This is a genomic window from Achromobacter xylosoxidans (assembly GCF_002192695.1).
Taxonomy (GTDB): Bacteria; Pseudomonadota; Gammaproteobacteria; order Burkholderiales; family Burkholderiaceae_B; genus Achromobacter; species Achromobacter xylosoxidans_C.
This window is the reverse complement of record NZ_MTLG01000071.1, coordinates 55,359-80,454: the sequence shown is the minus strand read 5'-3', so window position 1 is coordinate 80,454 and position 25,096 is coordinate 55,359. Positions and strand designations below refer to the sequence as shown.

Here is a 25,096-nt window from a genome sequence, read left to right as displayed (position 1 = left end):
GCATTCTAAATTGTGCACAATCTTGCGTCCAAAATATGCTATGCTTGGCCCCACTTAATCCAGGTGCCTACATGCCCACTAAACGCGCGACTGCCTCTGCTGACGCCGCCGCCCCCGAAACACGCAAGGCGGCCTCCACCCACGAAGTCATACTCGATATGCGGGAACGCATTGCGTCGCAGGCCTTGCTGCCCGGCACCCGCGTGCCGGAAGAAGACCTGGCGCAGGCCTACGAGATTCCGCGCGCCAAGGCGCGCGAAGTGCTGGCGACGCTGGAAGACCGCGCGCTGGTGGAGCGGGTGCCCAACAAGGGGGCCGTGGTGGCCCTCGTCGACATGGAAACCACCTACCGCCTGTATCAGGTGCGCGAGGCGCTGGACGGCCTGGCCGTCCGCCTGGCCATGGCCAACGCCACGCCCGCGGATTGGGAAGCGATGCAGGCCCTGCTGGGCGAACCTTTCGAACAGAGCCTGAAAAGCGGCGACATCGAGGCCCACGTGGCCACGATCGAACAGTTCCGCAACCACATCAAGGAACTGGCGCGCAATCCAGTGCTAAGCGACATGATCGAGCGCATCTACGACCGCACCCGCGTGTCGATGCGCCGCGTGGCCCTGCTGCCGGGCCGCTCAGAGATGGGGATCAAGCAATACCGCGCCCTGCTGGACGCCATGGTGCGCGGCGACGGCGACGAGGCCGAGCGCTGCGTGCGCGAATTGAACGGCAGCGCCCGCGACTACATCGAGCGCTACAAGAACTACGTGATCTGAATCGGGCCGGCCCCTTGCGGGCCGGCCTCGGGCAAGCCCGCGCCTCAGGGCGCGGCGGGCTCGTCGTAGTTGTTGAGCTTCACGCCCGAAACGCCCTGGACCGCGGAAGACGCGGCCGGGGCTTTCTTTTCTGCAGCGGGAGCCTGCGCGGCTGCCGCGCCCGGCTCCGGACTGGCCGGCACGCTCACTGCCGCGCCCGCCGCCTCGGCGCCTTCTTCGGCCGGCCGCGACGCGCGCAGCTTGCGGCGGGTTTCTTCTTGCTGGGCGATCAGCTTGTCCAGTTCCGCGGCCACCGCCGTGGACTTGCCCGTCCTGGCCCAATCGGCCGGCGTCTGGCCCTTGGTATCGCGCGAGCCCACGTCCGCCCCCGCCTTGAGCAGCAGGTCCACCATGGGCTTGCGGCCCGACAGCGCCGCCATCATCAGCGGCGTTTCGCCATTGGGCGCGGGTGCGTTGACCATGGCCTTGTGCGCCAGCAGCAGGCGCGCCATTTCCAGCTGGCCCTTGGACGCGGCGTAGTGCAGCGGCGTCCAGCCCAGGCGGTTGACCTGGGCGCCGCGGGCGATCAGCGTCTTGGCGCGTTCGGTCTGGCCGGCGATGGCCAGGTACATCAGCGGCGTCTCGCCCGCCGGGTTCTCGGCGTTGACGTCGGTGCGCTTGTCGGCGGCGATCACGTCGAACACCTTCCAGGCGCCGTCCACCACCGCGCGCATCAGCGCGGGCTGGCCGTTCTTGTAGCGCACGTTGGGATCTTCGCCGCGCGCCAGCAGTTCCTTGATGTCGTCCGGATAGTCGTTGGCGACATAGACCCACCAATCGCCTGGGTTGGCCGCCTGCGCCGCGGCCGGCACCGTCATGCCGATGGCCAGCGCCAGCAGCGCTCCACGGCAACACGACAAGAGGGTGTTCTGGACGGAAGCGTTGCGGGCAGCCATGGGATTCCTATAAATTACTTTAAATAAATTAGATTAGATTATTTCTTTATCTTATTGAAAAGACGGAAGAAATTATCGGTTGACGCACGCGCCACTTCGGCCACGGGTATGCCCCTGAGATCCGCGATCTTCTCGGCCACGTGGATCACCTTGGACGGATCGTTCAGCTTGCCGCGGTACGGCACCGGCGCCAGGTACGGCGAATCGGTTTCGATCAGCAAGCGGTCCAGCGGCACCTTGGCGGCCACTTCATGCACGATCTGCGCATTCTTGAAGGTCACGATGCCCGACAGGGAAATATAGAAGTTCTGGTCCAGCGCAGCCTGTGCCACTTCCCAATTTTCGGTAAAGCAATGCATCACGCCGCCGACCTCGGCCGCCTGCTCTTCGCGCAGCATGCGCACGGTGTCCTCGGCGGACGAGCGCGTGTGCACGATCAGGGGCAGGCCCGTGTCGCGGGCGGCGCGGATGTGGCGGCGAAAACGCTCGCGCTGCCAGTCCAGCGGTTCGGACAGACGGTAGTAGTCCAACCCGGTCTCGCCGATGGCCACGACCTTGGGATGCTCCGACAGGCGCGCCAGCTCTTCGGGCGTGGGGTCCGGAGTGTCTTCGTAATCGGGATGCACGCCGACCGAGGCCCACAGATTGGCCTGCGGTTCGACCAGCGACATCAGGCCCGACCATTCCGGCATGTTGACGCTGACGACCAGCGCGTGCGTGACCTGGTTGGCGGCCATCCGGTCGAGAATGGTCGGCAAGTCGGCGGCCAGTTCCGGGAAGTTCAAATGGCAGTGGGAATCGACGTACATGATGAGTCTGGATACAAGTGCCGCGGCGCTGCGCCCTTTGCCGGACGAAGCGCCGCCGGATCAAGGGCTTACGCCAGGCAGGATAGCACCACGCGCTGCAAGGTCGCGTGGGCGAAGAGCTTGGCGTTCAAGGGATGGGTGGCCAGCGCGCGCTGGCGCGTCAGCCAGCGCGCGGCCTCGGCCACCTTGGCCGGGTTCATGCGCGTGGCGACCTGCGCGACCGCGCTGCCCAAGGCTGGAAAGTAGCGCGCGGGCGCTCCCGCGCTGGCCAGCATCAGGTCGGTGTACAGGCGCTGCAAGGCGTCGATCCATTCGGTCGCCGCAACTTTTTCCAGGGCCTCGGCCAGCGTGCCCACGTCGGGCGACTGGCCCTTGGACAAGGGGCCGACCAGTTGCGTCAGCCACGGCGGGCAAGCGGCCTCGCCCGACTGGGCAAGGCGCAGGGCCGCCAGCGGCGCGCCGCCGGCCGCGGCCAGCCATTCGCGGGCCGGCTCCACGTTCTGTTCGCGCAGCCATTGCAGCGCGGTATCGGCGTCCGGCGCCGGCAGCGGCAGGCGCCGGCAACGCGACACCAGCGTGGGCAAAAGGCGGTCCGGCGCATCCGCGACCAGCAGGAATACCGTGTGCGGCGGCGGCTCTTCCAGCACCTTGAGCAAGGCGTTGGAAGACACCACGTTCAGCGCATGAGCCGGGTACAGCAGCGCCACGCGCCAGCCGCCGCGGTGCGTGGCGGTGTTGAACCAGGACTCCAGCGAGCGGATCTGGTCTATGCGTATTTCCTTGGACGGCGCGCGCTTGGCGGTGCCCGTGGCGGGTTCGGCGTCTTCCGAGGGCTCGGCGGCGTCCGCGCCCTCTTCCACGGCCACGGCCTCGGGGCGAATGCGGCGCAGATCGGGATGGTTGCCGCTGGCGAACCAGGCACAGGCGGCGCAACGGCCGCAGGCCAGGCCGTTATCCGGGGTTTCGCACAGCAGACTGGCCGCCGCGGCGACCGCGAAGTCCAGCTTGCCGATGCCGGCCAGTCCATGGATCAGCCAGGCGTGGGCGAAGCGGTCGCGGTTGCCCAGCCAGTTGCGCGCCGTCTCGGCCTGCCAGGGCAGGAATTGCGGCGCGTTGGACGCCGTGACGTCCTCGTCTTTGGCGGCGCGGGTCGCGTTCATGCCGCCTGCCCCAGCAATTCGCGCAGCCCCGCTTCCAGGCCGGTACGGATCTGGGCGATGGACTGAGTCGAATCGACGATGCGGATGCGCTGCGGCTCGGCCGCGGCGCGCGCGTGATAGGCCTCGCGGGTGCGTTCGAAAAAGGCCGCGCCTTCGCGCTCGAAGCGGTCCGGCTCGCGCGCGTCGGCCAGCCGGGCGCGCGCCACTTCCAGCGGCACGTCGAAGAGCCAGGTGCGGTCGGGCTGGCCGGCCTGCATCCAGGCTTCCAGCGCGGCCACGCGCGCCGCGCCCAGCCCGCGGCCGCCGCCCTGGTAGGCGTAGGTGGCGTCGGTATAGCGGTCGCAGACCACCCAGGCGCCGCGCGCCAGGGCCGGTTCGATGACCTGGTGCAGATGTTCGCAGCGGGCGGCGAACATCAAGAGCGTCTCGGTGTCCAGCCCCATGGGGTCGGTCAGCAACAAGGCGCGCAGCTTCTCGCCCAGCGGCGTGCCGCCGGGTTCACGGGTGGACACCACGTCCAGGCCCTGCGCGCGCAGGAAATCGGCGATCCAGACGGTATGCGTGCTCTTGCCCGCGCCGTCCACGCCTTCCAGCGTGATAAAGCGTCCGCGCGTGGTCATTGGTCTTGTCCTTGTACTTGTGCCTGTCCCTGGTCCGGCTCGGGCGCGGCGTCCGGCGCCGGGCTGGCGCTGGGCGCGGCTGCGGGCGTCCCATTGGCCGGGCCGCCGTTGGCTGCGCCACGGTTCGAGGCCGGGCTGGGCGCCGCGTTCTGGCCTTGGCCCAGGATATAGCGGGAAACGTTGCGATTGTGCTCGTTCAGGTTGACCGAGAACTCGCTGGTGCCGTTGCCGCGGGAAACGAAAAAGAGGAACTTGTGCTGTTCCGGCTGCACCGCCGCCAGCAGCGCCGCGCGGCCCGGCGCGGCGATCGGCGTGGGCGGCAGGCCCGGACGCGTGTAGGTGTTCCAGGGCGTGTCGGTCTGCAGGTCGCGCTTGCGGATGCGGCCCTGGTAGGCGTCGCCCATGCCGTAGATCACGGTCGGGTCGGTCTGCAGCAGCATGCCGATCTTGAGCCGGTTGGTGAACACGCCGGCCACGCGGCGGCGGTCCGGCCCGTGGCCGGTTTCCTTTTCCACGATGGACGCCAGCACCAGGGCCTCGTAGGGCGTGGTCACCGGCAGGTCCGGCTGGCGCTTGGCCCAGGTGTCCTGCAGGATGCGCTGGCCTTCCTGGTAGGCGCGGCGCAGCAGGTCGTAGTCGGTGCTGCCGGGCGTGAAGATATAGGTGTCCGGGAAGAACAGCCCTTCTGGCTGCTTGATGTCGGACCCCAGGCGTTCCATCAATTCTTCATCGGTGGTTTCGCCCAGCGTCTGCTTGACGTCCGGGTTGGCGCGCAGCGCCTGGCGGATCTGGCGGTAGGTCCAGCCTTCCAGGAAGGTGATCTGCCGCTGCGTCATGTCGCCGCGCGCCAGGCGTTCCAGCAGCTTCCACGGCGTATCGCCGTTGATGGCCTGGTAGCCGCCCGCCTTCATCTGCTTGTCGAGTTCGGACAGGCGCGCCATCCAGACGAACCCAGGCTCCCAGACCGGCACGCCGGCCTCGTTCAGCGCGCGCGCCACCGTGCGCGGGCTGCTGCCCGGATCCACCACGAAATCTATCCGGTCGGCCGGCAACTGCATGGGCTTGTGCGCCCAATACCAGGCGCCGCCCACGGCCGCGGCGGCCGCCAGCGCGATCAACAGGAAAAACCACAGGACGTAAGAAAAGAGTCGCTTCTTCATAAGTGTCGGAAGTTTAATTGATCGCGCGGACCTGTTGCGGCTAAAGAGGGGCGGAACGTAGCGCGCGTCCCTGCGCGCGGCGGGGACATGGCCCAGCCCGGAGGGGAACACGGCTATCATCAGCACTTTGATGACGCGATAACACCGCCTCCATGCACGCTTTCCATTCTTCGATTCCCGCCCGCGCGGAAGGTTGCGCGCAAATTGCGCCGCTGGACGATTTCCTGGTCTTTGCCGCCTCCGGCGCGGACGCTCTCTCCTTCCTGCACGGCCAGCTCACGCAGGACGTCACCGGCCTGCCCCAGGACGCCGCCCGTCTGGCCGGCTACTGCACCGCCAAGGGCCGCCTGCTGGCCACCCTGGTGATGTGGCGCGGCGCCCCCGGCGCGGACGACGCCCCCCAACTCTACGGCCTGGTGCGCCAGGACCTGGCGCAGGCCCTGCTCAAGCGCCTGTCGATGTTCGTGCTGCGCGCCAAGGCCAAGCTTGCCGCCACGCCGCTGCACGTGGCGGGCGTCACGGCATCGGCCGCGGACCTGGCCGCGCTGGAAGCCGCCGCCGGTGCGCTGCCGCGCGCGCCCTGGCAGCGCGCCGACCTGCCGTCCGGCACCTGGATCGCCGCGCCGTCCGCCGACGCGCGCCTGCGCTGGTGGTGGATCGCCTCCGACGAACAACTGGAGCAGTCAGCCGCGCTGGCCGGCGCGCTGGGCCTGGCGCCCGCCGCGCAATGGCACGCCGCCGACCTGGCCGCGGGTATCCCGTGGATCACCGCGGCCACCCAGGACGTCTTCATCCCGCAGACGGTCAACCTGGACCTGATCCAGGGCGTGAGCTTCACCAAGGGCTGTTATCCGGGCCAGGAAGTGGTGGCGCGCAGCCACTATCGCGGCACGGTCAAGCGGCGCATGGCCTACGGCACCATCGCCGACGCCGCCGTCCAGGACCAGGCGCTGGCCGGCGTGGACGTCTATGACGCCACCCAGCCCGGCGAGCCCACCGGCCGGATCGTGGACGCGGCCGGCGCGCAAGGCGTCGTCTCGGTGCTGTTCGAAACCACGCTGGCGGCGCTGCCCGAAGGCGACCTGCGCCTGGGCGCCGCGGACGGTCCGCGCATTTCGGCCGTCGCGCTGCCCTACTCCATCACGCCGTAAAACCAGGGGCCGCCGCGCCGGCGCCTGAGCCGGCACGGTTGCGCCGGACCGGATGCTCTCAAGCCGGCCTTTGCCCCTACACCGCCACGCCGAACAACGCGCCCACGCCCGCCGTCGCCGCCATCGCCAGGCCGCCCAGGATCGTCACCCGCAACGCCGCCGGCCCCTTGGGCGCTCCGCCCGCGCCCGCGGCCAGGGCGCCCAGGCCGGCCAGACAGGCGACCGATGCGCCTATGACCCAGACGATCAATTGCGGCAAGGGCGCCGTCGCCGCCACGGCCAGCGGCAAGGCCGCGCCGCCTGCAAACGATGCCGCGGACGCCACGGCGGCCTGCACCGGACGGGCGCGGTTATGCATGGAGATGCCCAGCTCGTCGCGGGCATGCGCGTCCAGCGCATCGTGGCTGGTCAATTGCCGCGCCACCTGTTCGGCCAGATCGCGGGTCAGGCCGCGCGCCACGTAGATGTCGATCAGTTCGGCCAGTTCCTCGCTGGAATTGCGCTTGAGCGAGCGCTGCTCCAGGCGCAGGTCGGCGGCCTCGGTGTCGGCCTGCGAGCGCACCGACACGTACTCGCCCGCCGCCATCGACAGCGCCCCCGCCACCAGTCCGGCCACGCCCGAGGTCAGGATGGCACCGTGCGTGGCCTGGGCCGCCGCCACGCCGGTAATGAGGCTGGCGGTGGACACGATACCGTCGTTGGCGCCCAGCACGGCCGCGCGCAGCCAGTTGCTGCGGAAAATCCGATGATGTTCTTTTGAAGGCATTGCCGCAAACCCATGCACCGCGCGATGAACGCGCGGCGGGTCCAGCGACCGGGACCCGCCGCGCGCGGGATTCAGCGCGGCGTCACGCGCACCGCGGTAAGCAAGCCTATCACGCAAAGCGTGGCTTGCTCGCCGTCGTACGCATGCACCTCGACCTGGCAGACGGACAGGCGCTTGCCGGGCTTGACCACGCGGCCGCTGGCCACGTAGCGGCTGCCCTTGGCGGGCGCCAGGAAGTTCATCTTGAACTCCGAGGTCAGCACGTCCTCGCCGGGCGCGAACAAGGTATAGGCGGCATAGCCGCCGGCGCTGTCGGCGATGGTCGTGGAAATGCCGGCGTGCAGAAAGCCGTTCTGCTGGCACAGGTCGGCGCGGTAAGGCAGCACGATGTCCACCCTGCCCGGCTCGACCACGTCCAGCTGCGCACCCAGCAAAGTCATGATGCTTTGCCGGGCGAAGCTCTCCTGGACCCGGCCAGCCGGGTCCAGCTGCGCTTGCGATGGCGCCATGTCAGTCTTGCTCGCGCTTGACCAGGTTGACGATGCTGGAGAAGTCCAGCTTGCCCGAACCGCCGGAACTGTGCAGCGAATACAGGTTGCGCGCCAGCTCGCCCAGCGGGATCGAGGCCCGCGCCGACAAGGCGGCCTCAACCGCCAGGCCCAGGTCCTTCAGCATCAGGTCCACGCCGAAACCGCCCGCATAGCCCTTGGAGGCCGGCGCATGTTCCATCACGCCGGGCCAGGGGTTGTAGAGCTCCGTGGCCCAATTGCGGCCGGAACTCTTGGCGATGATGTCCGACAGCACCTTGGGATCCAGCCCGTTGGCCACGCCCAGCGCCAAGGCTTCGGAGGTACCCGCCATCAGGATGCCCAACAGCATGTTGTTGCAGATCTTGGCCACCTGGCCGGCGCCGGCCGGACCCGCGTGGAAGATGTTCTTGCCCATTTTTTCGAGGACGGGACGGGCGCGCTCCAGCGCGGCAGCCTGGCCGCCGACGATGAAGGTCAGCGTGCCCGCGGCCGCGCCGCCGGTGCCGCCGGAAACCGGCGCGTCGATCATGGCGATGCCGCGCACCTCGGCCGCCTGCGCCACCTTGCGCGCCGAGTCCGGCGCGATGGTGCTGCATTCGATGACCAGCGCGCTCGACGGGATCTTGCCCAGCAGGTCCTCGCCCAGGTACAGCCCTTCGACGTGCTTGCTGGCGGGCAGCATCGAGACCACCACCTCGGCCCCCTTGACGGCTTCCGAGGCGGACGCGGCGGCCCGGGCGCCGGCGTCCGTCAGGGTCTTCACCGCTGCCGGCACCAGATCGAAAACCGTCACGCTATGTCCGGCCTTGACCAGATTCAATGCCATGGGCGCGCCCATGTTGCCCAAACCGATAAACGCGATGCTGCTCATGATGTCCTGTCTCCTGTTGCTATAGCTATAGGTGTGAAATCATCGTGTTACTAGCGTTGCCGCGCCGGCAGGCGGCGGCCGAAACGCCGCCGCGTGGCGCCTAGCGCCCTTCCTGCCCCAGGTCCGCCAGCGGATGGGGCTCGCCCTCGGGCCAGGGCTCGTCAAAGAATTTCTGCACCCAGGCGTCGGTCGCCATGTCGATGGCGGCGGGATTCCAGCGCGGCTTCTTGTCCTTGTCGATCAGCAAGGCGCGGATGCCTTCGGCGAAATCGCCATGGCCGGTGCAGGCCAGCGCCGCAATGTACTCGGCGCGGAAAACGTCGTCCAGCGAACGCAGGCGCATGCGCTGCTGCAGCGCGAACGACAGGCGCACCGATCCGGGCGAGCCGGCCAGCATGGTCTGCGCAGCGCGCGCCAGCCACGGATCCTCGTGGTCCTTCAGCGCCGCGAGTTCTTCGTAGATGTCGTCCAGGCGGTTGCCGTTGCACAGGCTGTTGATCAGGAACGAATGCTGGCGCAGGTTGCCCGGCGCGAGCGGCGTCTTGGGCTCCAGCGCCGTCAGGGCGCGGCGCAGCAGGCCATCGTTGATCGAGCGCGGGGGAATGGCGTCCTCCGCCGCATCCGCCGCCTGGCCAGCCCAGGGCTGCTCTTCCAGCGAAGCCAGCAGCTTGGGCCAATCCGCGTGGTCCAGGCGGAAGTCCGCCAGGCCGGCGAAAATGGCGTCCGACGTGCCCAGCTGCGCGCCGGTCAGGGCCAGGAACAGCCCGATCCTGCCTGACATGCGGTTCAGCAGCCAGCTGCCGCCCACGTCCGGAAACAGGCCGATCGTGACCTCCGGCATCGCCAGGCGCGAGGTCTCGCTGACCACCCGGTGGCTGGCGCCCATCATCAGGCCGATGCCCCCGCCCATGACGATGCCATGGCCCCAGCACAGCACCGGCTTGGGATAGGTGTGGATACGGTAGTCCAGCCGGTACTCGTGCTCGAAGAAGCGGCGCGCGTAGGCGTTGTTCCAGCCCGGCTTGCCGGCGTTTTCCGTCATGCTGCGGTACAGGCCGTGCAGGTCTCCGCCCGCGCAGAAAGCTTTTTCGCCCGCGCCCTGCAGGACCACCAGGGCCACGCCCGGATCGCGTGCCCAGGCGTCCAGGCGCTCGGCCAGCAGGTCCACCATTTCCAGCGACAGGCCGTTCAGGGTCTGCGGCGAATTCAGCGTCGCGATCCCGAACCGTACTCCATTGGCAGCGGCTTTTTCTTCGAACAGCACCGGTGCATTCATCTTATGTCGGCTCCTTTTTCCAACAATTGGCGGGCGATGATCACGCGCATGATCTCGTTGGTCCCTTCCAGAATCTGATGAACGCGAGTATCGCGCACCAGACGCTCCAAGGGATAGTCCCGCAGGTATCCGTAGCCACCGTGGATCTGCTGCGCGTCCAGGCAAATCTGGAAACCCATGTCGGTGGCGAAGCGCTTGGCCATGGCGCAGTAGGTCGCCGCGTCCGGCGCCCCGGCATCCAGCTTGCAGGCCGCCAGACGTACCATCTGGCGCGCCGCCACCAGGTGCGTCGCCATGTCGGCCAGCTTGAACTGCAGGGCCTGGAACTCGGCCAGGCGCCGGTTGAACTGGCGCCGTTCGTCCATGTAGCGCCGAGCAGCGTCCAGCGCGCCCTGCGCCGCGCCCACCGAGCAGGTGCCGATGTTGATGCGTCCGCCGTCCAGGCCCTTCATGGCGATCTTGAAGCCCTCGCCCTCCTGGCCCAGCATGTTGGCAGCAGGCACCCGCACGTTCTCGAAGGTGATGGGGCGCGTGGACTGGCTGTTCCAGCCCATCTTCTCTTCCTTGCGGCCATAGGCTATGCCCTCGCTATCGGCTGGAATGGCGAACGCGCTGATGCCGCCCGCGCCCTCGCCGCCGGTGCGCGCCATGACCACCAGCAGGTCCGTGTCGCCCGCGCCGGAAATGAAGGCCTTGGCGCCGTTGACGATGTAGTCGTCACCTTGGCGCTGCGCCCGGGTCGACAGCGATGCGGCGTCCGAACCCGCGCCCGGCTCGGTCAGGCAGTAGGAGGCGAGCTTCTGGCCGCTCGCCAGCAACGGCCCCCAGGCCTCGCGCAGCGCGGGCTGGCCCCAGTTGCCGACCATCCAGGTGGCCATATTGTGGATCGTGAGGAAAGCCGTGGTCGACGGGTCCACCGCCGCCATTTCCTCGAACACCAGGGTGGCGTCCAGCCGCGGCAGGCCCAGGCCGCCAATGTCCTCACTGGCGTAGATGGCGCAAAAACCCATCTCGCCCGCCCGCGCGAAGGCCTCGCGCGGGAAGATGCCTTCGGCGTCCCAGCGCGCGGCGTTGGGCGCCAGCTCGCCCTCGGCGTAGTCGCGCGCCGCCTGCGCAAAAGCGCGTTGCTCGTCGGTCAGTTCCAAGTCCACAGCCTGTCTCCTGTTGTACTGAGTATTCTCTGTTGGCGTTGCTGCCGTCTCGTGAACGCCTGCCCGTCGATTTTGACATGACGTTGACGTAAACGTAAATGCGTGACGGTGCTTATGTTACGCCGGAAGCGGCGGCGGCATTTGTCCTATTCGCGACATTGCGTGGGGCGGCAAGTTGCCGCCCCCGCGAGGCTTCCTACAGCAGTCCGGCCGGGCGGACCCTGCCGTTCTTGGCCGTCTTGGCGCGGCGGTGCTCGGCGCGGCGGCGGCGCGATTCCTTGGGATCGAAACTCAGGCCGCGGTAGATTTCCACGCGGTCGCCGTCGGCCAGCCTGGCCTGCGGTTCGGTGGCGCGGCCGAAAATGCCCACGCCCCGGGTCCAGGGCTGCACCACCGGAAAGGCCTGGGCGAAACCGCTGGCCGCCAGCGCGTCGGCCACGGTGGCGCCATCGGGCAGGCGCAATTCACGCAGCCAGACATGGCCCGGCAAGGCATAGCAGACGCTGACGCCGATCTGCGGCCCCGCGGACGGCTCATTCGCCATACTTGGCCTGCGCGCGCTTGGTGAAGGAATCGATGAAGCTGGTGGCGATGCGGTTGAACACCGGCCCCACCACCATTTCCAGCGCCCGGTTGGAAAACGCGTACTCCATGGTGAACAGGACCTTGCAGGCATCCTCGGCCAGCGGCTGGAACTCCCAGTGCCCCACCAGGCTGGAGAACGGCCCGTCGACGAGCTCCAGGTCGATCCGGTCGGGATAGACGTGGGTGTTGCGGGTGGTGAAGCGCTGCTTCATGCCCGCGAAGCTGATCAGGATGGAGGCCTGCATGCCGTGCTCGTCGCGGGTCTGCACCTCGGCGCCGCCGCACCAGGGCATGAACTCGGGGTACTTCTCCACGTCGGCGACCAGATCGAACATCTGGGCGGCGCTGTAAGGCACCAGGACGGATCGTTGTACTTTGTGCATCGACTATCGCAAATGGCTAGAATGGCACGATTTTACCGGCACAACACGACCTGGGGCCAGAATACGCCTAGCCATGGCGCGCGACACCCAGGCACAAGGGCTTTATGAGCATTATCGACAATCGCAAGGCCACGCACGACTATTTCATCGAAGACCGCTACGAGGCTGGCCTGGTGCTGCAGGGCTGGGAAGTCAAGGCGATCCGCGATGGCCGCGTGCAGCTCAAGGAAAGCTACGTCATCGTGCGCGACGGCGAGCTCTACCTGCTGGGCATGCACGTCAGCCCCCTGCCCACGGCCTCCACCCATATCCACCCCGACGCCATGCGCACGCGCAAGCTGCTGCTCAAGGCCGAGGAAATCAGCAAGCTCATCGGTAAGGTCGAGCAACGCGGCTACACGCTGGTGCCGCTCAACCTGCATTACAAGAACGGGCGCATCAAGCTGGACTTCGCGCTGGGCCGCGGCAAGAAGCTGTTCGACAAGCGCGACACCGCGCGCGAAAAGGACTGGCAGCGCGAAAAAGAGCGCATCATGAAGCACGACACCCGCGCCCCGCGCAAGGGCAAGGACGACTGATTCAGGCGGCCTCGGGCAGCGCCTGGCGGTCGGACTCCTGCCCCGGGCCCGTGATGCGGTTGCGCCCCGCCGCCTTGGACGCGTACAGCTTGCGGTCGGCCCGTTCGAAGAATGCCTGCAGGCTCTCCCCGGGCATCCAGTCCGCCACCCCGGCGCTGAACGTATAGGACATGGTGCTGCCGCCGTGCGCGCAAGGCGTGCGCCGCACCGAATCCAGCAGCCGCTCCGCCACATCCAGCACCGCGTCGCTGCGCATGTCCGGAAACAGCACCGCGAACTCCTCGCCGCCCACGCGCCCGACGTGGTCGCCGGTGCGCAGCGTGGCGGTGGCCAGCAGGCCGAAATGCCGCAGCACCGCATCCCCGGCAGCATGGCCGTGGGTATCGTTGATGCGCTTGAAATGGTCGATGTCCAGCAACAGCAGCGTCAGCGGGCGGCGCGTGCGCAGGGCCTGCGCGCAATAGCGTTCGGCCTGCAGCCACCACGCCTTGCGCGACATCAGGCCCGTCAGGAAGTCGGTGCTGGCCTCCTGTTCGCGGTCGGCCAGCATGCGGTCGTGGATGATCATGATGGTGCCCAGCGTCAGGCATGGCATCGTCAGCACGCCCAGCGTCATGAACGCGATGTTCCATGCCGTGGGCAGCAACAGGGCCTGCGCGATGGCGATGTCGAACATGTAGACGACGGCCCGCGTCGCGCACACCAGCGCGGAGATCAGGGCCACCACGCGCACGAAATGGTAGCTGTAGCGCGACCGGTTCATCGGCATGCCGCGCTTGACCGTCATGGCGATGGCCGCCATGAACCCGAACATCAGCCAGGACATGACCACCATGCGCGGCCCGACCTGGGGATCGATGTAGGTGTAGAACGCCAGCGCCAGCAGGCTCACGCCGCAAGCCAGCGCCATCAGGCGCTTGGGGACGGTCAGGCCGACCAGCCGTCGCAATCCCGTGTAGTACGCGCATAGCGCCAGGGCAACGGCGGTATTGGCGGCCATCACCGACACCCACAGCGGCGCCTCGGTGACCTGCAAGGCGTAGAGCCCGAATGCCGCCAGCGTCAGCAGATTGGCGCGGATCGCCTCCTTGATGCCCGCCATGCCGCTGCGGGCCAGGGACCCCAGCACGCACAGCGCAAGCACTCCCGCCAATGCCGCTATCAGAAGCAAGTTAACGGGAGCGATCATCGTCAGGCGCCGCCGGGCGCGGTTATCAGCTGTTGCGGGTGGACTTCACTATCGTCATGGCGGACGCGATCATGCCGCCCACGTCCGCCAGGTTCGCCGGCAGGATCAGCGTATTGCCTTCCTTGGCGACGTTGCCGAAAGCCTCGACGTAGCGCTCGGCCACCTTCAGGTTCACGGCTTCCATGCCGCCCGGCTGACGCACCGAGTCCGCCACCTGGGTGATGGCCTTGGCGGTGGCCTCGGCGATCGCCAGCACCGCGGCGGCCTCGCCCTGCGCCTGGTTGATCTGCGCCTGCTTCTCGCCTTCCGAACGGGCGATGGCGGCTTCGCGCTCGCCGGTGGCGATGTTGATCTGCTCCTGGCGGCGGCCTTCGGAGGCCGCGATCAGGGCGCGCTTTTCACGCTCGGCCGTGATCTGCGCCTGCATCGCGCGCAGGATCTCGTTGGGCGGGGTCAAGTCCTTGATCTCGTAGCGCAGCACCTTCACGCCCCAGTTCAGCGCCGCCTCGTCCAGCGAGGAGACGATGTTGCTGTTGATGGAGTCGCGCTCTTCGAAGGTGCGGTCCAGTTCCATCTTGCCGATGACCGAGCGCAGGGTCGTCTGCGCCAGCTGCGTGATGGCCGAGATGTAGTTCGACGAACCATACGACGCGCGCATGGGATCGGTGACCTGGAAGTACAGCACGCCGTCGACCTGCAACTGCGTGTTGTCGCGCGTGATGCAGACCTGGCTGGGCACGTCCAGCGGGATTTCCTTGAGCGAGTGCTTGTACGACACACGCTCGATGAACGGAATGACGAAGCCCGCGCCGGGCGACAGCACCCGGTCGAACTTGCCCAGCCGCTCGACCACCCAGGCGTGCTGCTGAGGCACGATGGCGATCGCCTTGATGACTATCAGTATCGCCAGCGCGACGATGACGAGCAGGACGATGGTGGATGTATCGATCATCATGATTCGGAGCCTCTCCTTCTGGTAAATACATACGCGGAAAACCGTCCGGACCTTGCGGACGTCCGCAGCCGGCCCCGCCCGCGGCGGGCCGGCCTTGCTCAGGCCAAGCCGGGTGCGCCCTTGGGGGCCAGCACCAGGATAGAGCCGCGCATTTCAATGATGGTTTGTTCCCCGGCCACCGGCGCCTGGCCCTGGGCCAGCTCCGCCTGCCAGTGCGCGCCGCGGTACCAGACGCGCGCGGTGCCCTGGTCGGACCAGGCCTCGACCGACACCGTCTGGCCGATGTCCAGGTTCACGTCGGCATTGCGGGCGGAATCGACCTCGCGCTTTTTCAGCACGCGGGTCTTGCGCAGCACCAGCAGGCCCAGCAACAGCACGATGCCGCAGCCCACCAGTTGCCACTCCAGGCCGGCGCCGAACCAGGCGGCCACGCCCCCGGCCGCCAGCCCCAGGGCCACCAGCAGCAGATAGAAAGTGCCAGTCGCCAATTCCCCGATCAGGGCCAGCGCGGCCAGTCCCAGCCAAATCCACATAGTCTTCGTTCGCCCGAAAGGATGAGTATCTGAGCGGATTGTACGTATTTCCGGGACGGAACGGAAAAGCGCCTTTCATCGTGGATCGGAGCGCTGGATTATGATGTGCGCTGGCGGTGGATCTCCCCCTGGAACCCGGCGCCCGCATCCTTTACGCACAAGCCCCCAATGACCGCTGCAATACCCTCCGCTCTCCCCGTCCTGATCCTGCACACCGGCGATCCGGACGACACGCTCAAAAGCCAGTTCGGCGGCTATGCCGAACAACTCGCGCAGGCCGCCGGCCTGACCGCCGAGGCCATGGAAATCGTGCCCGTCCACGAGGGCAAGCGGCCGCAGGCCCCCGCCCGCTATCGCGCCGCGCTGATCACGGGTTCGCCCGCCATGGTGACCGACAAGGAACCCTGGAGCGAGGACACCGCCGCCTGGCTGCGCGAAGCTGCCGCCGCCGGCCTGCCCATGTTCGGCGTCTGCTACGGCCACCAATTGCTGGCCTACGCGCTGGGCGGCAAGGTCGGCTACAACCCCGCCGGGCGCGAAGTCGGCACCCAGACCGTGGAGCTGCTGCCGCCCGCCGCCGGCGACAAGCTGCTGGCCGGACTGCCGTCCACCTTCCCCGCCCAGATGCTGCATGCGCAGACCGTGCTGCAGCCCCCGCCTGGCGCCGCGGTGCTGGCGCGCTCGGACCTGGACGAACACCAGATGATCCGCATCGGGCTCAACGTGTTCTCGACCCAGTTCCATCCCGAATTCGGCCCTGACTTCATCCGCGCCCATCTGGAACGCTTCGGCCGCCGCTACGCGGCTGAAAACCTCGACGTCCCTGGGCTATCCGCCAACGTCCGCGCCACGCCGGTCGCGGGCGGCCTGCTGCGGCGCTTTCTGGACGCCTACGCGCCCGCGTGACACCCGGCGCGGCCGCCGCGCAACATACGGAGTGCGGCGGCGGCAGGCTTTTGAGACGATGGGTCCAAGCGCGTGAATCCATGCGCAACAGGAGCTTTTTCATGAACCAAGCCGCCGCCCTGAGCAAACAGCACGCCGCCGCCGTCGAACGCGCCTGCCGCGCCCTGGAAGCCGAGCAGCCGCCGGATCTGTCCACCCTGGCCGAACAGGCTGGCATGAGCCGCTTCCATTTTCACCGCATCTTCAAGGCGGCCACCGGCATCACCCCCAAGGCCTACGCCGACGCCCTGCGCGCGGGCCGCGCCCGCCAGCAGCTCAAGCAGAGCGCCAGCGTCACCGACGCCATGTACGACGCCGGCTTCAATTCCAGCGGCCGCTTCTACGAAGCCGCCCCCGCCATTCTGGGCATGACGCCCACCGCCTTCCGCAAGAGCGGCGAGGGCGTGGATATCCGCTTCGCGGTGGCGCAATGCTCCCTGGGCGCGCTGCTGGTGGCGGCCAGCGACACCGGCATCTGCGAAATCGCGCTACACGAAGACCCGGAACAACTGGTGCGCAACCTGCAGGACCGCTTCAAGGCCGCCCGCCTGATCGGCGCGGACGCGCAGTTCGAAAGCTGGGTGGCGGCCGTGGTGGGCTTCGTCGAAGACCCCTCCCGCGGCCTGGACCTACCCCTGGACGTGCGCGGCACCGCCTTCCAGCGCCAGGTATGGCAAGCCCTGCGCGAGATCCCCGTGGGCGCGACCGCCACCTACACCGACATCGCCGAACGCATCGGTTCGCCGCGTGCCGTGCGCGCCGTGGCCCGCGCCTGCGCCACCAACAACATCGCGCTGGCCATCCCCTGCCACCGCGTGGTCCGCACCGACGGCTCGCTTGCCGGCTACCGCTGGGGCATAGACCGCAAGCGCGAATTGATTGCGCGCGAAGCGCTGGCGGCCTAGCCCTACCTTGGTCCAGCAACAAAAAAACCCCGCGCCCTTGCAGGCGCGGGGTTTTTACGTGGGCAAGGCCTATCAGTTCTTGGCCAGGCGCTGCCAGGTATCGACAACGGTGTCCGGGTTGAGCGACATCGACAGGATGCCCTCGTCCTTCAGCCATTGCGCGAAGTCCGGGTGGTCGCTGGGGCCTTGGCCGCAGATGCCCACGTACTTGTTGGCGGCCAGGCAAGCCTTGATCGCGCGGCGCAGCATGAACTTCACGGCCTCGTCGCGTTCGTCGAAGTCGGCGGCCAGCAGTTCCATGCCGGAGTCGCGGTCCAGGCCCAGCGTCAGCTGGGTCATGTCGTTCGAACCGATCGAGAAGCCGTCGAAGTACTGCAGGAACTCGTCGGCCAGGATGGCGTTGGACGGCACTTCGCACATCATGATGAGCTTCAGGCCGTTTTCACCGCGCGCCAGGCCGTGCTTGGCGAGCAGGTCCACCACCTTGGACGCCTGGCCCAGGGTGCGCACGAACGGCACCATGATCTCGACGTTGGTGAGGCCCATTTCATCGCGCACTTTCTTCAGCGCTTCGCATTCCATGCGGAAGCACTCGGCGAAGTCCTCGGCGATGTAGCGCGACGCGCCGCGGAAGCCCAGCATGGGGTTCTCTTCCTCGGGCTCATAGCGCGAACCGCCGACCAGCTTGCGGTACTCGTTGGACTTGAAGTCCGACATGCGCACGATGACGGGCTTGGGATAGAAGGCGGCGGCGATGGTCGCCACGCCTTCGGCCATCTTCTCGACGAAGAAAGCGCGCGGGCTGGCATGGCCGCGGGCCGCCGATTCCACGGCCTTCTTCAGTTCGCCGTCGACGTTCGGGTAGTCCAGCACCGCCTTGGGGTGGATACCGATGTTGTTGTTGATGATGAATTCCAGGCGAGCCAGGCCCACGCCGCCGTTGGGGATCTGGGCGAAGTCGAAGGCCAGCTGCGGGTTGCCCACGTTCATCATGATCTTCAGATCGATGGGGGGCATGTCGCCGCGGCGCACTTCTTCCACTTCGGTCTCGATCAGGCCGTCATAGATGCGGCCTTCGTCGCCCTCGGCGCAAGACACGGTCACGGCCTGGCCTTCCTTGAGCAGGTCGGTGGCGTTGCCGCAGCCCACGACCGCCGGAATGCCCAGCTCGCGCGCGATGATCGCCGCGTGGCAGGTGCGGCCGCCGCGGTTGGTGACGATGGCGGAGGCGCGCTTCATCACGGGTTCCCAGTTGGGATCCGTCATGTCGGTGACCAGCACGTCGCCCGGCTGGACCTTGTCCATGTCGGAGATGTCGCCGACCACGCGCACCGGACCCGAGCCGATCTTCTGGCCGATCGCGCGGCCGGTGATCAGGACCTGGCCGGTGGCCTTCAGGCGGTAGCGCTGCTGCACGTCGTTGACGCCCTGCTGCGACTTCACGGTTTCCGGGCGCGCCTGCAGGATGTAGATCTTGCCGTCGATGCCGTCGCGGCCCCACTCGATGTCCATCGGGCGCTGGTAGTGCTTCTCGATGATGACGGCGTAGCGGGCCAACTCGTTGACCTCGTCGTCGGTCAGCGAATAGCGGTTGCGCTCGGACACCGGCACGTCGACCGTGCGCACGGCGCGGCCTTCGGGGCGCTCGGGGTCGAACTCCATCTTGATCAGCTTGGAGCCGATGCGGCGGCCGACGATCGGATAGTGGCCCTGGGCCAGCGTCGGCTTGAAGACGTAGAACTCGTCGGGGTTGACCGCGCCCTGCACCACGGTTTCGCCCAGGCCGTAGGACGAGGTGATGAACACCACGTCCTGGAAGCCCGATTCGGTGTCGATGGTGAACATGACGCCGGCGCTGCCCTTGTCGGAACGCACCATGCGCTGGATGCCGGCCGACAGCGCGACGTCGGCGTGGGCGTAGCCCTTGTGCACGCGATAGGAAATGGCGCGGTCGTTGTACAGCGACGCGAACACGTGGCGGATCTTGTCCAGCACGTCGTCGATGCCGACGACGTTCAGGAAGGTTTCCTGCTGGCCGGCGAACGAGGCGTCGGGCAGGTCTTCGGCGGTGGCGGAGGAACGCACGGCGAACGAGCCCTTGCCGTCAGCGTCGAGCTTGGCGAAGGCCTCGCGGATCTGCGTTTCGAACTCGGACGAGAACGGCGCGTCGATGATCCATTGACGGATCTGCGAGCCGGCGTTGGCCAGTTCGCGCACGTCTTCGGGGTTCAGCGTGGTAAGGCGTTCGGCGATGCGCTTGTCCAGGCCCGAGGCCTTGAGGAAGTCGCGGAAAGCATCAGCGGTCGTGGCAAAGCCGCCCGGTACGCGGACGCCCGCGCCAGACAGCTGGCTGATCATTTCGCCTAGTGATGCGTTCTTGCCTCCTACCGAGTCCACATCCGTCATGCGGAGCTGCTCGAACAAAACAACGTACGACATTGAAGTCACCTTTTACAATGGAATGAAAGCGAGTTTGGTCAATGCATCAGGAAGCTGGATCAGAACCGGATCACAGCCCCAATTTACGCGCTGACCAAACTGGCCTTGGACCGCCCTTGGGGTGACTTATAGGGGCCTGATTGTACTCGGTGGAGTGCATCCGGCCATCTGCCTGGTTGGAATTTTTTACACATGACATCTACCCCGATCGTACGCACGGTATACATCGTTTCCGACAGTACCGGCATCACCGCAGAAACCTTCAGCCAGTCAGTGCTTTCGCAGTTTGAGGAGGTCAATTTCAAGCCTATCCGCCTGCCCTTTGTCGACACGCTGGAAAAGGCGGCGGAAGTGGCCATGCGGATCGACCGCAGCGCCCAGGAGGCCGGCGTCCCCCCGATTGTGTTCAGTACCCTGGTCAATCCCGACATCCTGGCGCGCGTTCGCCAGGCGAACGGCGTTTTCCTGGACCTGTTCGGCACCTTCGTCAGCCATATCGAACAGGCGCTGGGCCTGAAGTCCAGCCATTCCATTGGCCGCTCGCACATGCAGGCCAACTCGGAAAAGTACCGCAACCGCATCGACGCCATCAATTTCAGCCTGGCGCATGACGACGGCCAGTTCGTGAACCAACTGGACCAGGCGGACGTGATCCTGGTCGGCGTATCGCGCTGCGGCAAGACGCCCACCAGCCTGTACCTGGCCATGCAATACGCCATCAAGGCGGCCAATTTCCCCCTGACGCCAGACGATTTCGAGCGCGGCACCCTGCCCTCGACCATCGCGCCGCATCGCGGCAAGCTGTTCGGCCTGTCGATCCAGCCCGAGCGCCTGGCCGAAGTCCGCAACGAGCGCCGCCCCAACAGCCGCTACGCCCAGCTGGAGCAATGCCGCTACGAAGTGGCCGAGGCCGAACGCATGATGCGCCGCGAGGGCATTTCCTGGCTGTCCAGCACCACCAAATCGATCGAGGAGATCGCCACGACGGTGTTGCAGGAAGTAGGCCTGGACCGGGGCTGAAAGGCCTGTAGGCGCTTATTGGCGCACCGACATCGGCAGGGGCATCGGCCGGGACAGGGGCAGGTAAAGGCTCTCTCCCGGCAGGTAAACCCCCAGCAGCTTGCCCGACGAGGCCACGAGACGGGCCTCGCCCCGGCGGCCCTGCAGCATCAACGGGCCGTCGGCTCCCCGATAAACGTCGCCTTGCGGCAACGCTCCCACCCGGACCCATCTGGACGACGCCGCCAGGTCGACGGCCGTCTTGTCCGGCAGCATCGCCGACACCGCCCGGGACAATTGGATCACGTAGGCCGACTCGGAAACATCCGCCCGGACCATCCCGACCGTTTGAGCGCCGCCAGAACCGCAAGCGCTCACCGCCAGCGCGCACCCGGCGGTCAGCAATAGCGCCCGCCCTGCACGCATGAACCCATTCCCCAGTATTGACGCCATCATGCTCCCTCGGGAAAACAGCAGGCTGGACACGGCCGCCTGGCAGCAAAAAAAGCGTGTCAGCGGGACGCGCCGCGCAAGGCCTGCCGCCGCTGCTCGAAGAGGCAGATTGCAGCTGCGGCGCCCACATTGAGCGATTCCACCGCCGCCATGTCGTGCGGTATGCGCACTCTGAGGCGCGCGGCGCCAAGCAGCTCCGCGGCCACGCCCTGGCCTTCGTGGCCGAACACCCAGGCGCAGCGTTGCGGCAGCACGCCTTCGTACAGGTCGCGCGCGCCATCCAGCGCGGTCGCCACCAACGGCACCTGCAGCCTGGGCAGCAAGGCGGCCAGATCGACATGTTCGTGGATGGCGAGGGCGAAATGGGCGCCCTGGCCGCTGCGCAGCACTTTGGGAGACCAGGCCGCGGCCGTGCCCGTGGCCAGGAAGACGCGCTTCACGCCCGCCGCCGCACAGGTGCGCAGCAGCGTGCCGACATTGCCGGGATCCTGGATGCGATCGAACAGCACGCAGTTCTCGTCCACGGCTTGCGGCAACTCCAGGATCGGAGGAGTCACCAGAAACGCCACGCCCTGCCCGCTTTCGACGGCCGCCAGGGACTGCATCAGCCGCGCGTCCAGGGCCAGGCAGTCGCGCTCCGGCACGGCCGCCGCCAGTGCCGCGATGTCGGGCTGGGACAAGCGCTCCACGTCGAAAATCGCCTGATCGGGCGCGCCGTGGTGCTGCAGCCAGGCCTGGCACAGGTGCACGCCGTCCAGCAGCACCGGCGCGCCGCGCTTGCCCGCCGTGCCGGCCAGCTTGACCAGCGCCTTGACCGCGGGATTGTCGCGAGAACTGATGTGCTTCATGAATTCAGGCCGAAGGCCTTGATGGGTGCGAAGCTGCGCCGGTGCTCGGCGCAGGGGCCGTGCTCGCGCAGCATCTCCAGATGCAGCGGCGTGCCATAGCCCTTGTGCTGGTCGAAGGCGTATTGGGGATACAGCGCATGCAGGCGCAGCAGGTCCGCGTCGCGCGCCGTCTTGGCGAGGATGGAGGCCGCGGAAATCGCGGGCACCAGGGCATCGCCCTTGATGACGGTCTGCACCGTGCAGCCGAGCTTGGGAGCCTGATTGCCGTCCACCAGCGCCAGCTGCGGCATGGTGGACAGGCCCTGCACCGCGCGCTGCATCGCCAGCATCGTGGCGCGCAGGATGTTCATGCTGTCGATCTCGGCCACGCTGGCGCTGGCGATGCACCAGGCCAGCGCGAATTCCTGGATTTCGAGCGCCAGCGCCTCGCGCGTGGCGGCCTTGAGTACCTTGGAATCCGCCAGGCCGCCTATGGGCCGGGCCGGGTCCAGGATGACGGCCGCAGCGTAGACGGCGCCCGCCAGCGGGCCGCGGCCCGCCTCGTCCACGCCCGCCGTGACCATGGCAGGCTGCTCGGGAGCCACGAACAGGTCAGGCTGCTCCACCGGCCACCTCCAGGATCGCCTGTGCGGCCAACGCGGGCGTATCGCGCAGCAGTTCCTGATGCAGGGCGGTAAAGCGGGCCTCGATGCGCGCCCTGCCCGCGTCGTCGGTCAGCGACGTCCAGGTCGCCTCGGCAAGTTTCTCGGGGGTCGCATCGTCCTGCAGCAGTTCCGGCACGGCGAAATCGCGCAGCAGCACGTTCGGCAAGCCCACCCAGGGCAGATACGGGCGCTGCTGGCCGGACTTCCAGGCCATGATGCGGCGCATCCAGGGCGACAGCACGTAGGAAATGACCATGGGCCGCTTGTACAGCGCCGTTTCCAGCGTGGCGGTACCGCTGGCCACCAGCACGGCCGTGGCCGCCTCCATGACCGACCAGGCCACGGGCGCCTGGCGTTCTCCGCCCTCGCCGTGCAGATCATTCGCGGTGACGCAGCGCAGCCCCGGCACCGGATACTGGGCCAGGATGGCCTGGAACTCCGCGCGCCGCTGGTCGTTGACCATGGGAACGACGCATTGCAGGGCCGGATCCTTCTTCTGCAGTATCTGCGCGGCTTGCAGGAAGCGCGGCGCCAGCAGACGGATTTCGGAGGAACGGCTGCCCGGCAGGATCGCCAGCACGCGCGCATCCTGGTCCATGCCCAGGCGCTCGCGCGCCGCGGCGCGGTCCGGCTGCATGGGCACGGCGCCGGCCAGCGGATGGCCCACGTACGTGACGGGTATGCCTTCCTTGCGGTAGATCTCTTCCTCGAACGGGAACAGCACCAGCATGTGCGACACGGATTCGCGGATCTTGTGGATGCGCTCGTAGCGCCAGGCCCAGATCGACGGCCCGACGAAATGCACCGTGGGCGTGCCCGCCTGGCGCAGCTGATGCTCCAGCCGCAGGTTGAAGTCTGGCGCGTCGATGCCGACGAAGACCGCGGGCGGCTCCGCCAGCCAGCGTTGCTTCACGTCGCGATAGGTGCCGAGCAGGCTGGGCAGGCGCTTAAGCGCGTCGACATAGCCGAACACCGTCAAGGCGTGCATGGGATGCCAGGTGTCGAAATCGCGGGCCTGCATCTGCGGCCCTCCGATACCCTCGCAGCGAACGCCGGCGTCGCGCGCTTGCAGACCGGCAATGATGCGCCCGGCCAGCAGGTCGCCCGAAGGCTCGCCGGCCACCATGCCGATCCGAGTGCTCATGGGCGGATGATGCCGCGGCTCGCGACGTCCAGGAAGTCGAGCAAGGTCTGCAGATGCGGGGCCACTTCGGGCTCCGCCTGCTGGCGGGCGCGCAGCTCGGCTCGCGCGGCGTCCAGGGACAGCCCGCGCCGATAGATGATCTTGTAGGCGTCACGCAGCGCCGCGATGTCGGCGGGTGTAAAGCCGCGGCGCTTGAGGCCTTCGGCGTTGATGCCCACCGGACGGCAGGGGTTGCCCGCGGCCAGCACGAACGGCGGCGTGTCCTGCATGAGGGAGCTGTTGCCGCCCGTCATGCTGTGCACGCCGATGCGCGAAAACTGGTGCACGCCGGTCAGGCCGCCCACGATGGCCCAATCGCCGACGTGGACGTGGCCGCCAAGCTGCACCGAGTTGGCCAGGATGGTGTGGCTGCCGATGTGGCAATCATGCGCGACGTGCACGTACGCCATGATCCAGTTGTCGTCGGCAATGGTCGTGACCCCGCCGTCCTGCACGGTGCCCGTGTTGAGCGTGACGAACTCCCGGAACGTATTGCCGTCGCCGATTTCCAGGCGAGTAGGCTCGCCCTGGTACTTCTTGTCCTGCGGCATGCCGCCCACCGAACAATAGCGGTAGAAGCGGTTGTCGCGCCCGATGGTCGTCACCCCGTCCACCATGCAGTACGGGCCGATCTCGGTACCCGCGCCGATGGTCACATCGGGACCGATGGTCGCGAACGGACCCACGACGACGGTCGGGTCGAGCTTTGCCGCCGGATCAACCACGGCGGTGGGGTGAATGTTTCCTGCCATTTACTCTTCCAGGCTGCGAATCGCGCACATCAGCTTGGCCGAGGCGACTTCCTGGCCGTCCACTGTCGCGCGCGCTTGGTACTTACAGATGCTGCGGCTCAGGCGTTCGGCTTCGACCTCGATGCGCAGCTGGTCGCCCGGCACCACGGGGCGGCGGAAACGCGCGCCGTCGATGCCGACCAGGTAATACGCGGTCTTGGAACCTTCGCACTTCAGGCCGCCGTTCTCGTCGGTGAACGAGAACAGGGCGGAGGCCTGAGCCATGGCTTCCACGATGAGCACGCCCGGCATCACCGGGTGGTGCGGGAAATGGCCGTTGAAAAACGGTTCATTGATCGAGACGTTCTTGATGGCCACGATGGACTTGCCAGGCACCATTTCGACGACGCGGTCAATCAGCAGCATCGGGTAACGATGCGGCAGCCTCTCCATGATCCCCTTGATGTCGAGTTCCATTTTTCTATGCTTTCCTGCGAAGTAAAGTAATTGTGCGGCGCGGACGCGCC

General features: G+C 67.4%; 28 protein-coding genes. 6 read left to right on the top strand and 22 right to left on the bottom strand.

What is annotated here, in order from left to right; all coding sequences use genetic code 11:
• Positions 1-71 precede the first annotated feature (71 nt).
• On the top strand, positions 72-770 hold the full coding sequence (locus tag BRO63_RS13045) for a GntR family transcriptional regulator (RefSeq protein WP_088140200.1): 699 nt from the start codon (positions 72-74) through the stop codon (positions 768-770).
• A gap of 44 nt (positions 771-814) precedes the next feature.
• Here the strand turns inward: BRO63_RS13045 and BRO63_RS13040 are convergent, their stop codons facing one another.
• The 5 genes from BRO63_RS13040 to mltG all read right to left on the bottom strand — a co-directional run bounded on the left by BRO63_RS13040 (position 815) and on the right by mltG (position 5,454).
• Complete coding sequence (locus BRO63_RS13040) at positions 815-1,705, bottom strand: ankyrin repeat domain-containing protein (RefSeq protein ID WP_088140199.1); 891 nt, start codon at positions 1,703-1,705, stop codon at positions 815-817.
• Between the two features lie 38 nt (positions 1,706-1,743).
• Positions 1,744-2,514: a TatD family hydrolase gene (locus BRO63_RS13035; protein WP_088140198.1), complete on the bottom strand. Its 771-nt coding sequence runs from the start codon at positions 2,512-2,514 to the stop codon at positions 1,744-1,746.
• A gap of 68 nt (positions 2,515-2,582) precedes the next feature.
• On the bottom strand, positions 2,583-3,674 hold the full coding sequence (gene holB / locus BRO63_RS13030) for a DNA polymerase III subunit delta' (RefSeq protein ID WP_088140197.1): 1,092 nt from the start codon (positions 3,672-3,674) through the stop codon (positions 2,583-2,585).
• Complete coding sequence (gene tmk, locus BRO63_RS13025; protein ID WP_088140196.1) at positions 3,671-4,294, bottom strand: dTMP kinase; 624 nt, start codon at positions 4,292-4,294, stop codon at positions 3,671-3,673. The genes holB and tmk overlap by 4 nt, the downstream gene beginning before the upstream one ends.
• The gene (gene mltG, locus BRO63_RS13020; RefSeq protein ID WP_088140195.1) at positions 4,291-5,454 is read right to left on the bottom strand and encodes an endolytic transglycosylase MltG; all 1,164 of its coding nucleotides are present in this window, start codon (positions 5,452-5,454) and stop codon (positions 4,291-4,293) included. Before mltG ends, tmk begins: the two co-directional genes overlap by 4 nt.
• A gap of 152 nt (positions 5,455-5,606) precedes the next feature.
• Between mltG and ygfZ the strand changes: the two genes are divergently transcribed.
• Positions 5,607-6,605, top strand: coding sequence for a CAF17-like 4Fe-4S cluster assembly/insertion protein YgfZ (gene ygfZ / locus BRO63_RS13015; RefSeq protein WP_088140194.1), 999 nt, complete (start codon positions 5,607-5,609; stop codon positions 6,603-6,605).
• Between the two features lie 76 nt (positions 6,606-6,681).
• On the opposite strand, the gene BRO63_RS13010 is transcribed toward ygfZ, so the two are convergent.
• From BRO63_RS13010 to BRO63_RS12980, 7 genes are all read right to left on the bottom strand, one after another.
• A complete protein-coding gene (locus BRO63_RS13010; protein ID WP_088140193.1) occupies positions 6,682-7,371 on the bottom strand; it encodes a VIT1/CCC1 transporter family protein in 690 nt (229 codons plus the stop codon).
• A gap of 71 nt (positions 7,372-7,442) precedes the next feature.
• Complete coding sequence (locus tag BRO63_RS13005; RefSeq protein ID WP_088140192.1) at positions 7,443-7,880, bottom strand: PaaI family thioesterase; 438 nt, start codon at positions 7,878-7,880, stop codon at positions 7,443-7,445.
• 1 nt (position 7,881) lies between these two features.
• Entirely contained in the window at positions 7,882-8,772 is an 891-nt protein-coding gene (mmsB, locus tag BRO63_RS13000) for a 3-hydroxyisobutyrate dehydrogenase (RefSeq protein WP_088140191.1), read from the bottom strand.
• Positions 8,773-8,872: 100 nt separating this feature from the next.
• Positions 8,873-10,048 carry an enoyl-CoA hydratase/isomerase family protein gene (locus BRO63_RS12995; RefSeq protein WP_088140190.1) on the bottom strand — a complete coding sequence of 392 codons (1,176 nt, stop codon included), beginning with the start codon at positions 10,046-10,048 and terminating at the stop codon, positions 8,873-8,875.
• Complete coding sequence (locus tag BRO63_RS12990) at positions 10,045-11,199, bottom strand: acyl-CoA dehydrogenase family protein (RefSeq protein ID WP_088140189.1); 1,155 nt, start codon at positions 11,197-11,199, stop codon at positions 10,045-10,047. The genes BRO63_RS12995 and BRO63_RS12990 overlap by 4 nt, the downstream gene beginning before the upstream one ends.
• 196 nt (positions 11,200-11,395) lie before the next feature.
• Entirely contained in the window at positions 11,396-11,743 is a 348-nt protein-coding gene (locus BRO63_RS12985; protein ID WP_088140188.1) for an RnfH family protein, read from the bottom strand.
• The gene (locus tag BRO63_RS12980) at positions 11,733-12,167 is read right to left on the bottom strand and encodes a type II toxin-antitoxin system RatA family toxin (protein ID WP_006223413.1); all 435 of its coding nucleotides are present in this window, start codon (positions 12,165-12,167) and stop codon (positions 11,733-11,735) included. The genes BRO63_RS12985 and BRO63_RS12980 overlap by 11 nt, the downstream gene beginning before the upstream one ends.
• 104 nt (positions 12,168-12,271) lie before the next feature.
• Here BRO63_RS12980 and smpB point away from each other — a divergent pair, with 104 nt between their 5' ends.
• Positions 12,272-12,745: an SsrA-binding protein SmpB gene (smpB, locus tag BRO63_RS12975; protein ID WP_059380331.1), complete on the top strand. Its 474-nt coding sequence runs from the start codon at positions 12,272-12,274 to the stop codon at positions 12,743-12,745.
• Position 12,746: 1 nt separating this feature from the next.
• Here the strand turns inward: smpB and BRO63_RS12970 are convergent, their stop codons facing one another.
• The 3 genes from BRO63_RS12970 to BRO63_RS12960 all read right to left on the bottom strand — a co-directional run bounded on the left by BRO63_RS12970 (position 12,747) and on the right by BRO63_RS12960 (position 15,422).
• A complete protein-coding gene (locus tag BRO63_RS12970) occupies positions 12,747-13,934 on the bottom strand; it encodes a GGDEF domain-containing protein (RefSeq protein WP_088140187.1) in 1,188 nt (395 codons plus the stop codon).
• A 25-nt stretch (positions 13,935-13,959) separates the two neighbouring features.
• Positions 13,960-14,886 (bottom strand): SPFH domain-containing protein, encoded by a 927-nt coding sequence (locus tag BRO63_RS12965; protein ID WP_054456873.1) that lies wholly within the window; start codon positions 14,884-14,886, stop codon positions 13,960-13,962.
• A gap of 101 nt (positions 14,887-14,987) precedes the next feature.
• The gene (locus BRO63_RS12960; RefSeq protein WP_088140186.1) at positions 14,988-15,422 is read right to left on the bottom strand and encodes an NfeD family protein; all 435 of its coding nucleotides are present in this window, start codon (positions 15,420-15,422) and stop codon (positions 14,988-14,990) included.
• A gap of 168 nt (positions 15,423-15,590) precedes the next feature.
• On the opposite strand from BRO63_RS12960, the gene BRO63_RS12955 reads away from it, so the two are divergent.
• Both BRO63_RS12955 and BRO63_RS12950 read left to right on the top strand, forming a co-directional pair.
• Positions 15,591-16,328: a glutamine amidotransferase gene (locus tag BRO63_RS12955; protein ID WP_088140185.1), complete on the top strand. Its 738-nt coding sequence runs from the start codon at positions 15,591-15,593 to the stop codon at positions 16,326-16,328.
• Positions 16,329-16,429: 101 nt separating this feature from the next.
• Positions 16,430-17,272 carry a bifunctional transcriptional activator/DNA repair enzyme AdaA gene (locus tag BRO63_RS12950; RefSeq protein WP_088140184.1) on the top strand — a complete coding sequence of 281 codons (843 nt, stop codon included), beginning with the start codon at positions 16,430-16,432 and terminating at the stop codon, positions 17,270-17,272.
• 72 nt (positions 17,273-17,344) lie between these two features.
• On the opposite strand, the gene ppsA is transcribed toward BRO63_RS12950, so the two are convergent.
• On the bottom strand, positions 17,345-19,711 hold the full coding sequence (ppsA, locus tag BRO63_RS12945; protein WP_088140183.1) for a phosphoenolpyruvate synthase: 2,367 nt from the start codon (positions 19,709-19,711) through the stop codon (positions 17,345-17,347).
• Positions 19,712-19,903: 192 nt separating this feature from the next.
• On the opposite strand from ppsA, the gene ppsR reads away from it, so the two are divergent.
• Positions 19,904-20,731, top strand: coding sequence for a posphoenolpyruvate synthetase regulatory kinase/phosphorylase PpsR (gene ppsR, locus BRO63_RS12940; protein WP_088140182.1), 828 nt, complete (start codon positions 19,904-19,906; stop codon positions 20,729-20,731).
• Positions 20,732-20,746: 15 nt separating this feature from the next.
• Here ppsR and BRO63_RS12935 read toward each other — a convergent pair whose 3' ends face one another.
• The 6 genes from BRO63_RS12935 to fabZ all read right to left on the bottom strand — a co-directional run bounded on the left by BRO63_RS12935 (position 20,747) and on the right by fabZ (position 25,046).
• Positions 20,747-21,016, bottom strand: coding sequence for a hypothetical protein (locus tag BRO63_RS12935; protein ID WP_256943295.1), 270 nt, complete (start codon positions 21,014-21,016; stop codon positions 20,747-20,749).
• Between the two features lie 206 nt (positions 21,017-21,222).
• Positions 21,223-22,011: a TrmH family RNA methyltransferase gene (locus BRO63_RS12930; RefSeq protein WP_088140181.1), complete on the bottom strand. Its 789-nt coding sequence runs from the start codon at positions 22,009-22,011 to the stop codon at positions 21,223-21,225.
• The gene (gene rnhB / locus BRO63_RS12925) at positions 22,008-22,616 is read right to left on the bottom strand and encodes a ribonuclease HII (RefSeq protein WP_088140180.1); all 609 of its coding nucleotides are present in this window, start codon (positions 22,614-22,616) and stop codon (positions 22,008-22,010) included. The genes BRO63_RS12930 and rnhB overlap by 4 nt, the downstream gene beginning before the upstream one ends.
• The gene (gene lpxB, locus BRO63_RS12920; RefSeq protein WP_088140179.1) at positions 22,603-23,799 is read right to left on the bottom strand and encodes a lipid-A-disaccharide synthase; all 1,197 of its coding nucleotides are present in this window, start codon (positions 23,797-23,799) and stop codon (positions 22,603-22,605) included. Before lpxB ends, rnhB begins: the two co-directional genes overlap by 14 nt.
• The gene (gene lpxA / locus BRO63_RS12915; protein ID WP_088140178.1) at positions 23,796-24,590 is read right to left on the bottom strand and encodes an acyl-ACP--UDP-N-acetylglucosamine O-acyltransferase; all 795 of its coding nucleotides are present in this window, start codon (positions 24,588-24,590) and stop codon (positions 23,796-23,798) included. Before lpxA ends, lpxB begins: the two co-directional genes overlap by 4 nt.
• Positions 24,591-25,046 (bottom strand): 3-hydroxyacyl-ACP dehydratase FabZ, encoded by a 456-nt coding sequence (fabZ, locus tag BRO63_RS12910; protein ID WP_008167730.1) that lies wholly within the window; start codon positions 25,044-25,046, stop codon positions 24,591-24,593.
• Positions 25,047-25,096 lie beyond the last annotated feature (50 nt).

What these genes read in the sequence shown, in the direction of transcription:
- holB (WP_088140197.1), bottom strand. Translation starts at nt 3,674, where the DNA reads ATGAACGCGACCCGCGCCGCCAAAGACGAGGACGTCACGGCGTCCAAC.
- tmk (WP_088140196.1), bottom strand. Translation starts at nt 4,294, where the DNA reads ATGACCACGCGCGGACGCTTTATCACGCTGGAAGGCGTGGACGGCGCG.
- mmsB (WP_088140191.1), bottom strand. Translation starts at nt 8,772, where the DNA reads ATGAGCAGCATCGCGTTTATCGGTTTGGGCAACATGGGCGCGCCCATG.
- BRO63_RS12995 (WP_088140190.1), bottom strand. Translation starts at nt 10,048, where the DNA reads ATGAATGCACCGGTGCTGTTCGAAGAAAAAGCCGCTGCCAATGGAGTA.
- BRO63_RS12960 (WP_088140186.1), bottom strand. Translation starts at nt 15,422, where the DNA reads ATGTGGATTTGGCTGGGACTGGCCGCGCTGGCCCTGATCGGGGAATTG.
- BRO63_RS12970 (WP_088140187.1), bottom strand. Translation starts at nt 13,934, where the DNA reads ATGATCGCTCCCGTTAACTTGCTTCTGATAGCGGCATTGGCGGGAGTG.
- BRO63_RS12985 (WP_088140188.1), bottom strand. Translation starts at nt 11,743, where the DNA reads ATGGCGAATGAGCCGTCCGCGGGGCCGCAGATCGGCGTCAGCGTCTGC.
- BRO63_RS12980 (WP_006223413.1), bottom strand. Translation starts at nt 12,167, where the DNA reads ATGCACAAAGTACAACGATCCGTCCTGGTGCCTTACAGCGCCGCCCAG.
- BRO63_RS13035 (WP_088140198.1), bottom strand. Translation starts at nt 2,514, where the DNA reads ATGTACGTCGATTCCCACTGCCATTTGAACTTCCCGGAACTGGCCGCC.
- BRO63_RS13005 (WP_088140192.1), bottom strand. Translation starts at nt 7,880, where the DNA reads ATGGCGCCATCGCAAGCGCAGCTGGACCCGGCTGGCCGGGTCCAGGAG.
- BRO63_RS12950 (WP_088140184.1), top strand. Translation starts at nt 16,430, where the DNA reads ATGAACCAAGCCGCCGCCCTGAGCAAACAGCACGCCGCCGCCGTCGAA.
- ppsA (WP_088140183.1), bottom strand. Translation starts at nt 19,711, where the DNA reads ATGTCGTACGTTGTTTTGTTCGAGCAGCTCCGCATGACGGATGTGGAC.
- BRO63_RS13045 (WP_088140200.1), top strand. Translation starts at nt 72, where the DNA reads ATGCCCACTAAACGCGCGACTGCCTCTGCTGACGCCGCCGCCCCCGAA.
- BRO63_RS12965 (WP_054456873.1), bottom strand. Translation starts at nt 14,886, where the DNA reads ATGATCGATACATCCACCATCGTCCTGCTCGTCATCGTCGCGCTGGCG.
- smpB (WP_059380331.1), top strand. Translation starts at nt 12,272, where the DNA reads ATGAGCATTATCGACAATCGCAAGGCCACGCACGACTATTTCATCGAA.
- lpxB (WP_088140179.1), bottom strand. Translation starts at nt 23,799, where the DNA reads ATGAGCACTCGGATCGGCATGGTGGCCGGCGAGCCTTCGGGCGACCTG.
- fabZ (WP_008167730.1), bottom strand. Translation starts at nt 25,046, where the DNA reads ATGGAACTCGACATCAAGGGGATCATGGAGAGGCTGCCGCATCGTTAC.
- lpxA (WP_088140178.1), bottom strand. Translation starts at nt 24,590, where the DNA reads ATGGCAGGAAACATTCACCCCACCGCCGTGGTTGATCCGGCGGCAAAG.
- BRO63_RS12955 (WP_088140185.1), top strand. Translation starts at nt 15,591, where the DNA reads ATGACCGCTGCAATACCCTCCGCTCTCCCCGTCCTGATCCTGCACACC.
- BRO63_RS13010 (WP_088140193.1), bottom strand. Translation starts at nt 7,371, where the DNA reads ATGCCTTCAAAAGAACATCATCGGATTTTCCGCAGCAACTGGCTGCGC.
- BRO63_RS12930 (WP_088140181.1), bottom strand. Translation starts at nt 22,011, where the DNA reads ATGAAGCACATCAGTTCTCGCGACAATCCCGCGGTCAAGGCGCTGGTC.
- ygfZ (WP_088140194.1), top strand. Translation starts at nt 5,607, where the DNA reads ATGCACGCTTTCCATTCTTCGATTCCCGCCCGCGCGGAAGGTTGCGCG.
- mltG (WP_088140195.1), bottom strand. Translation starts at nt 5,454, where the DNA reads ATGAAGAAGCGACTCTTTTCTTACGTCCTGTGGTTTTTCCTGTTGATC.
- ppsR (WP_088140182.1), top strand. Translation starts at nt 19,904, where the DNA reads ATGACATCTACCCCGATCGTACGCACGGTATACATCGTTTCCGACAGT.
- BRO63_RS13040 (WP_088140199.1), bottom strand. Translation starts at nt 1,705, where the DNA reads ATGGCTGCCCGCAACGCTTCCGTCCAGAACACCCTCTTGTCGTGTTGC.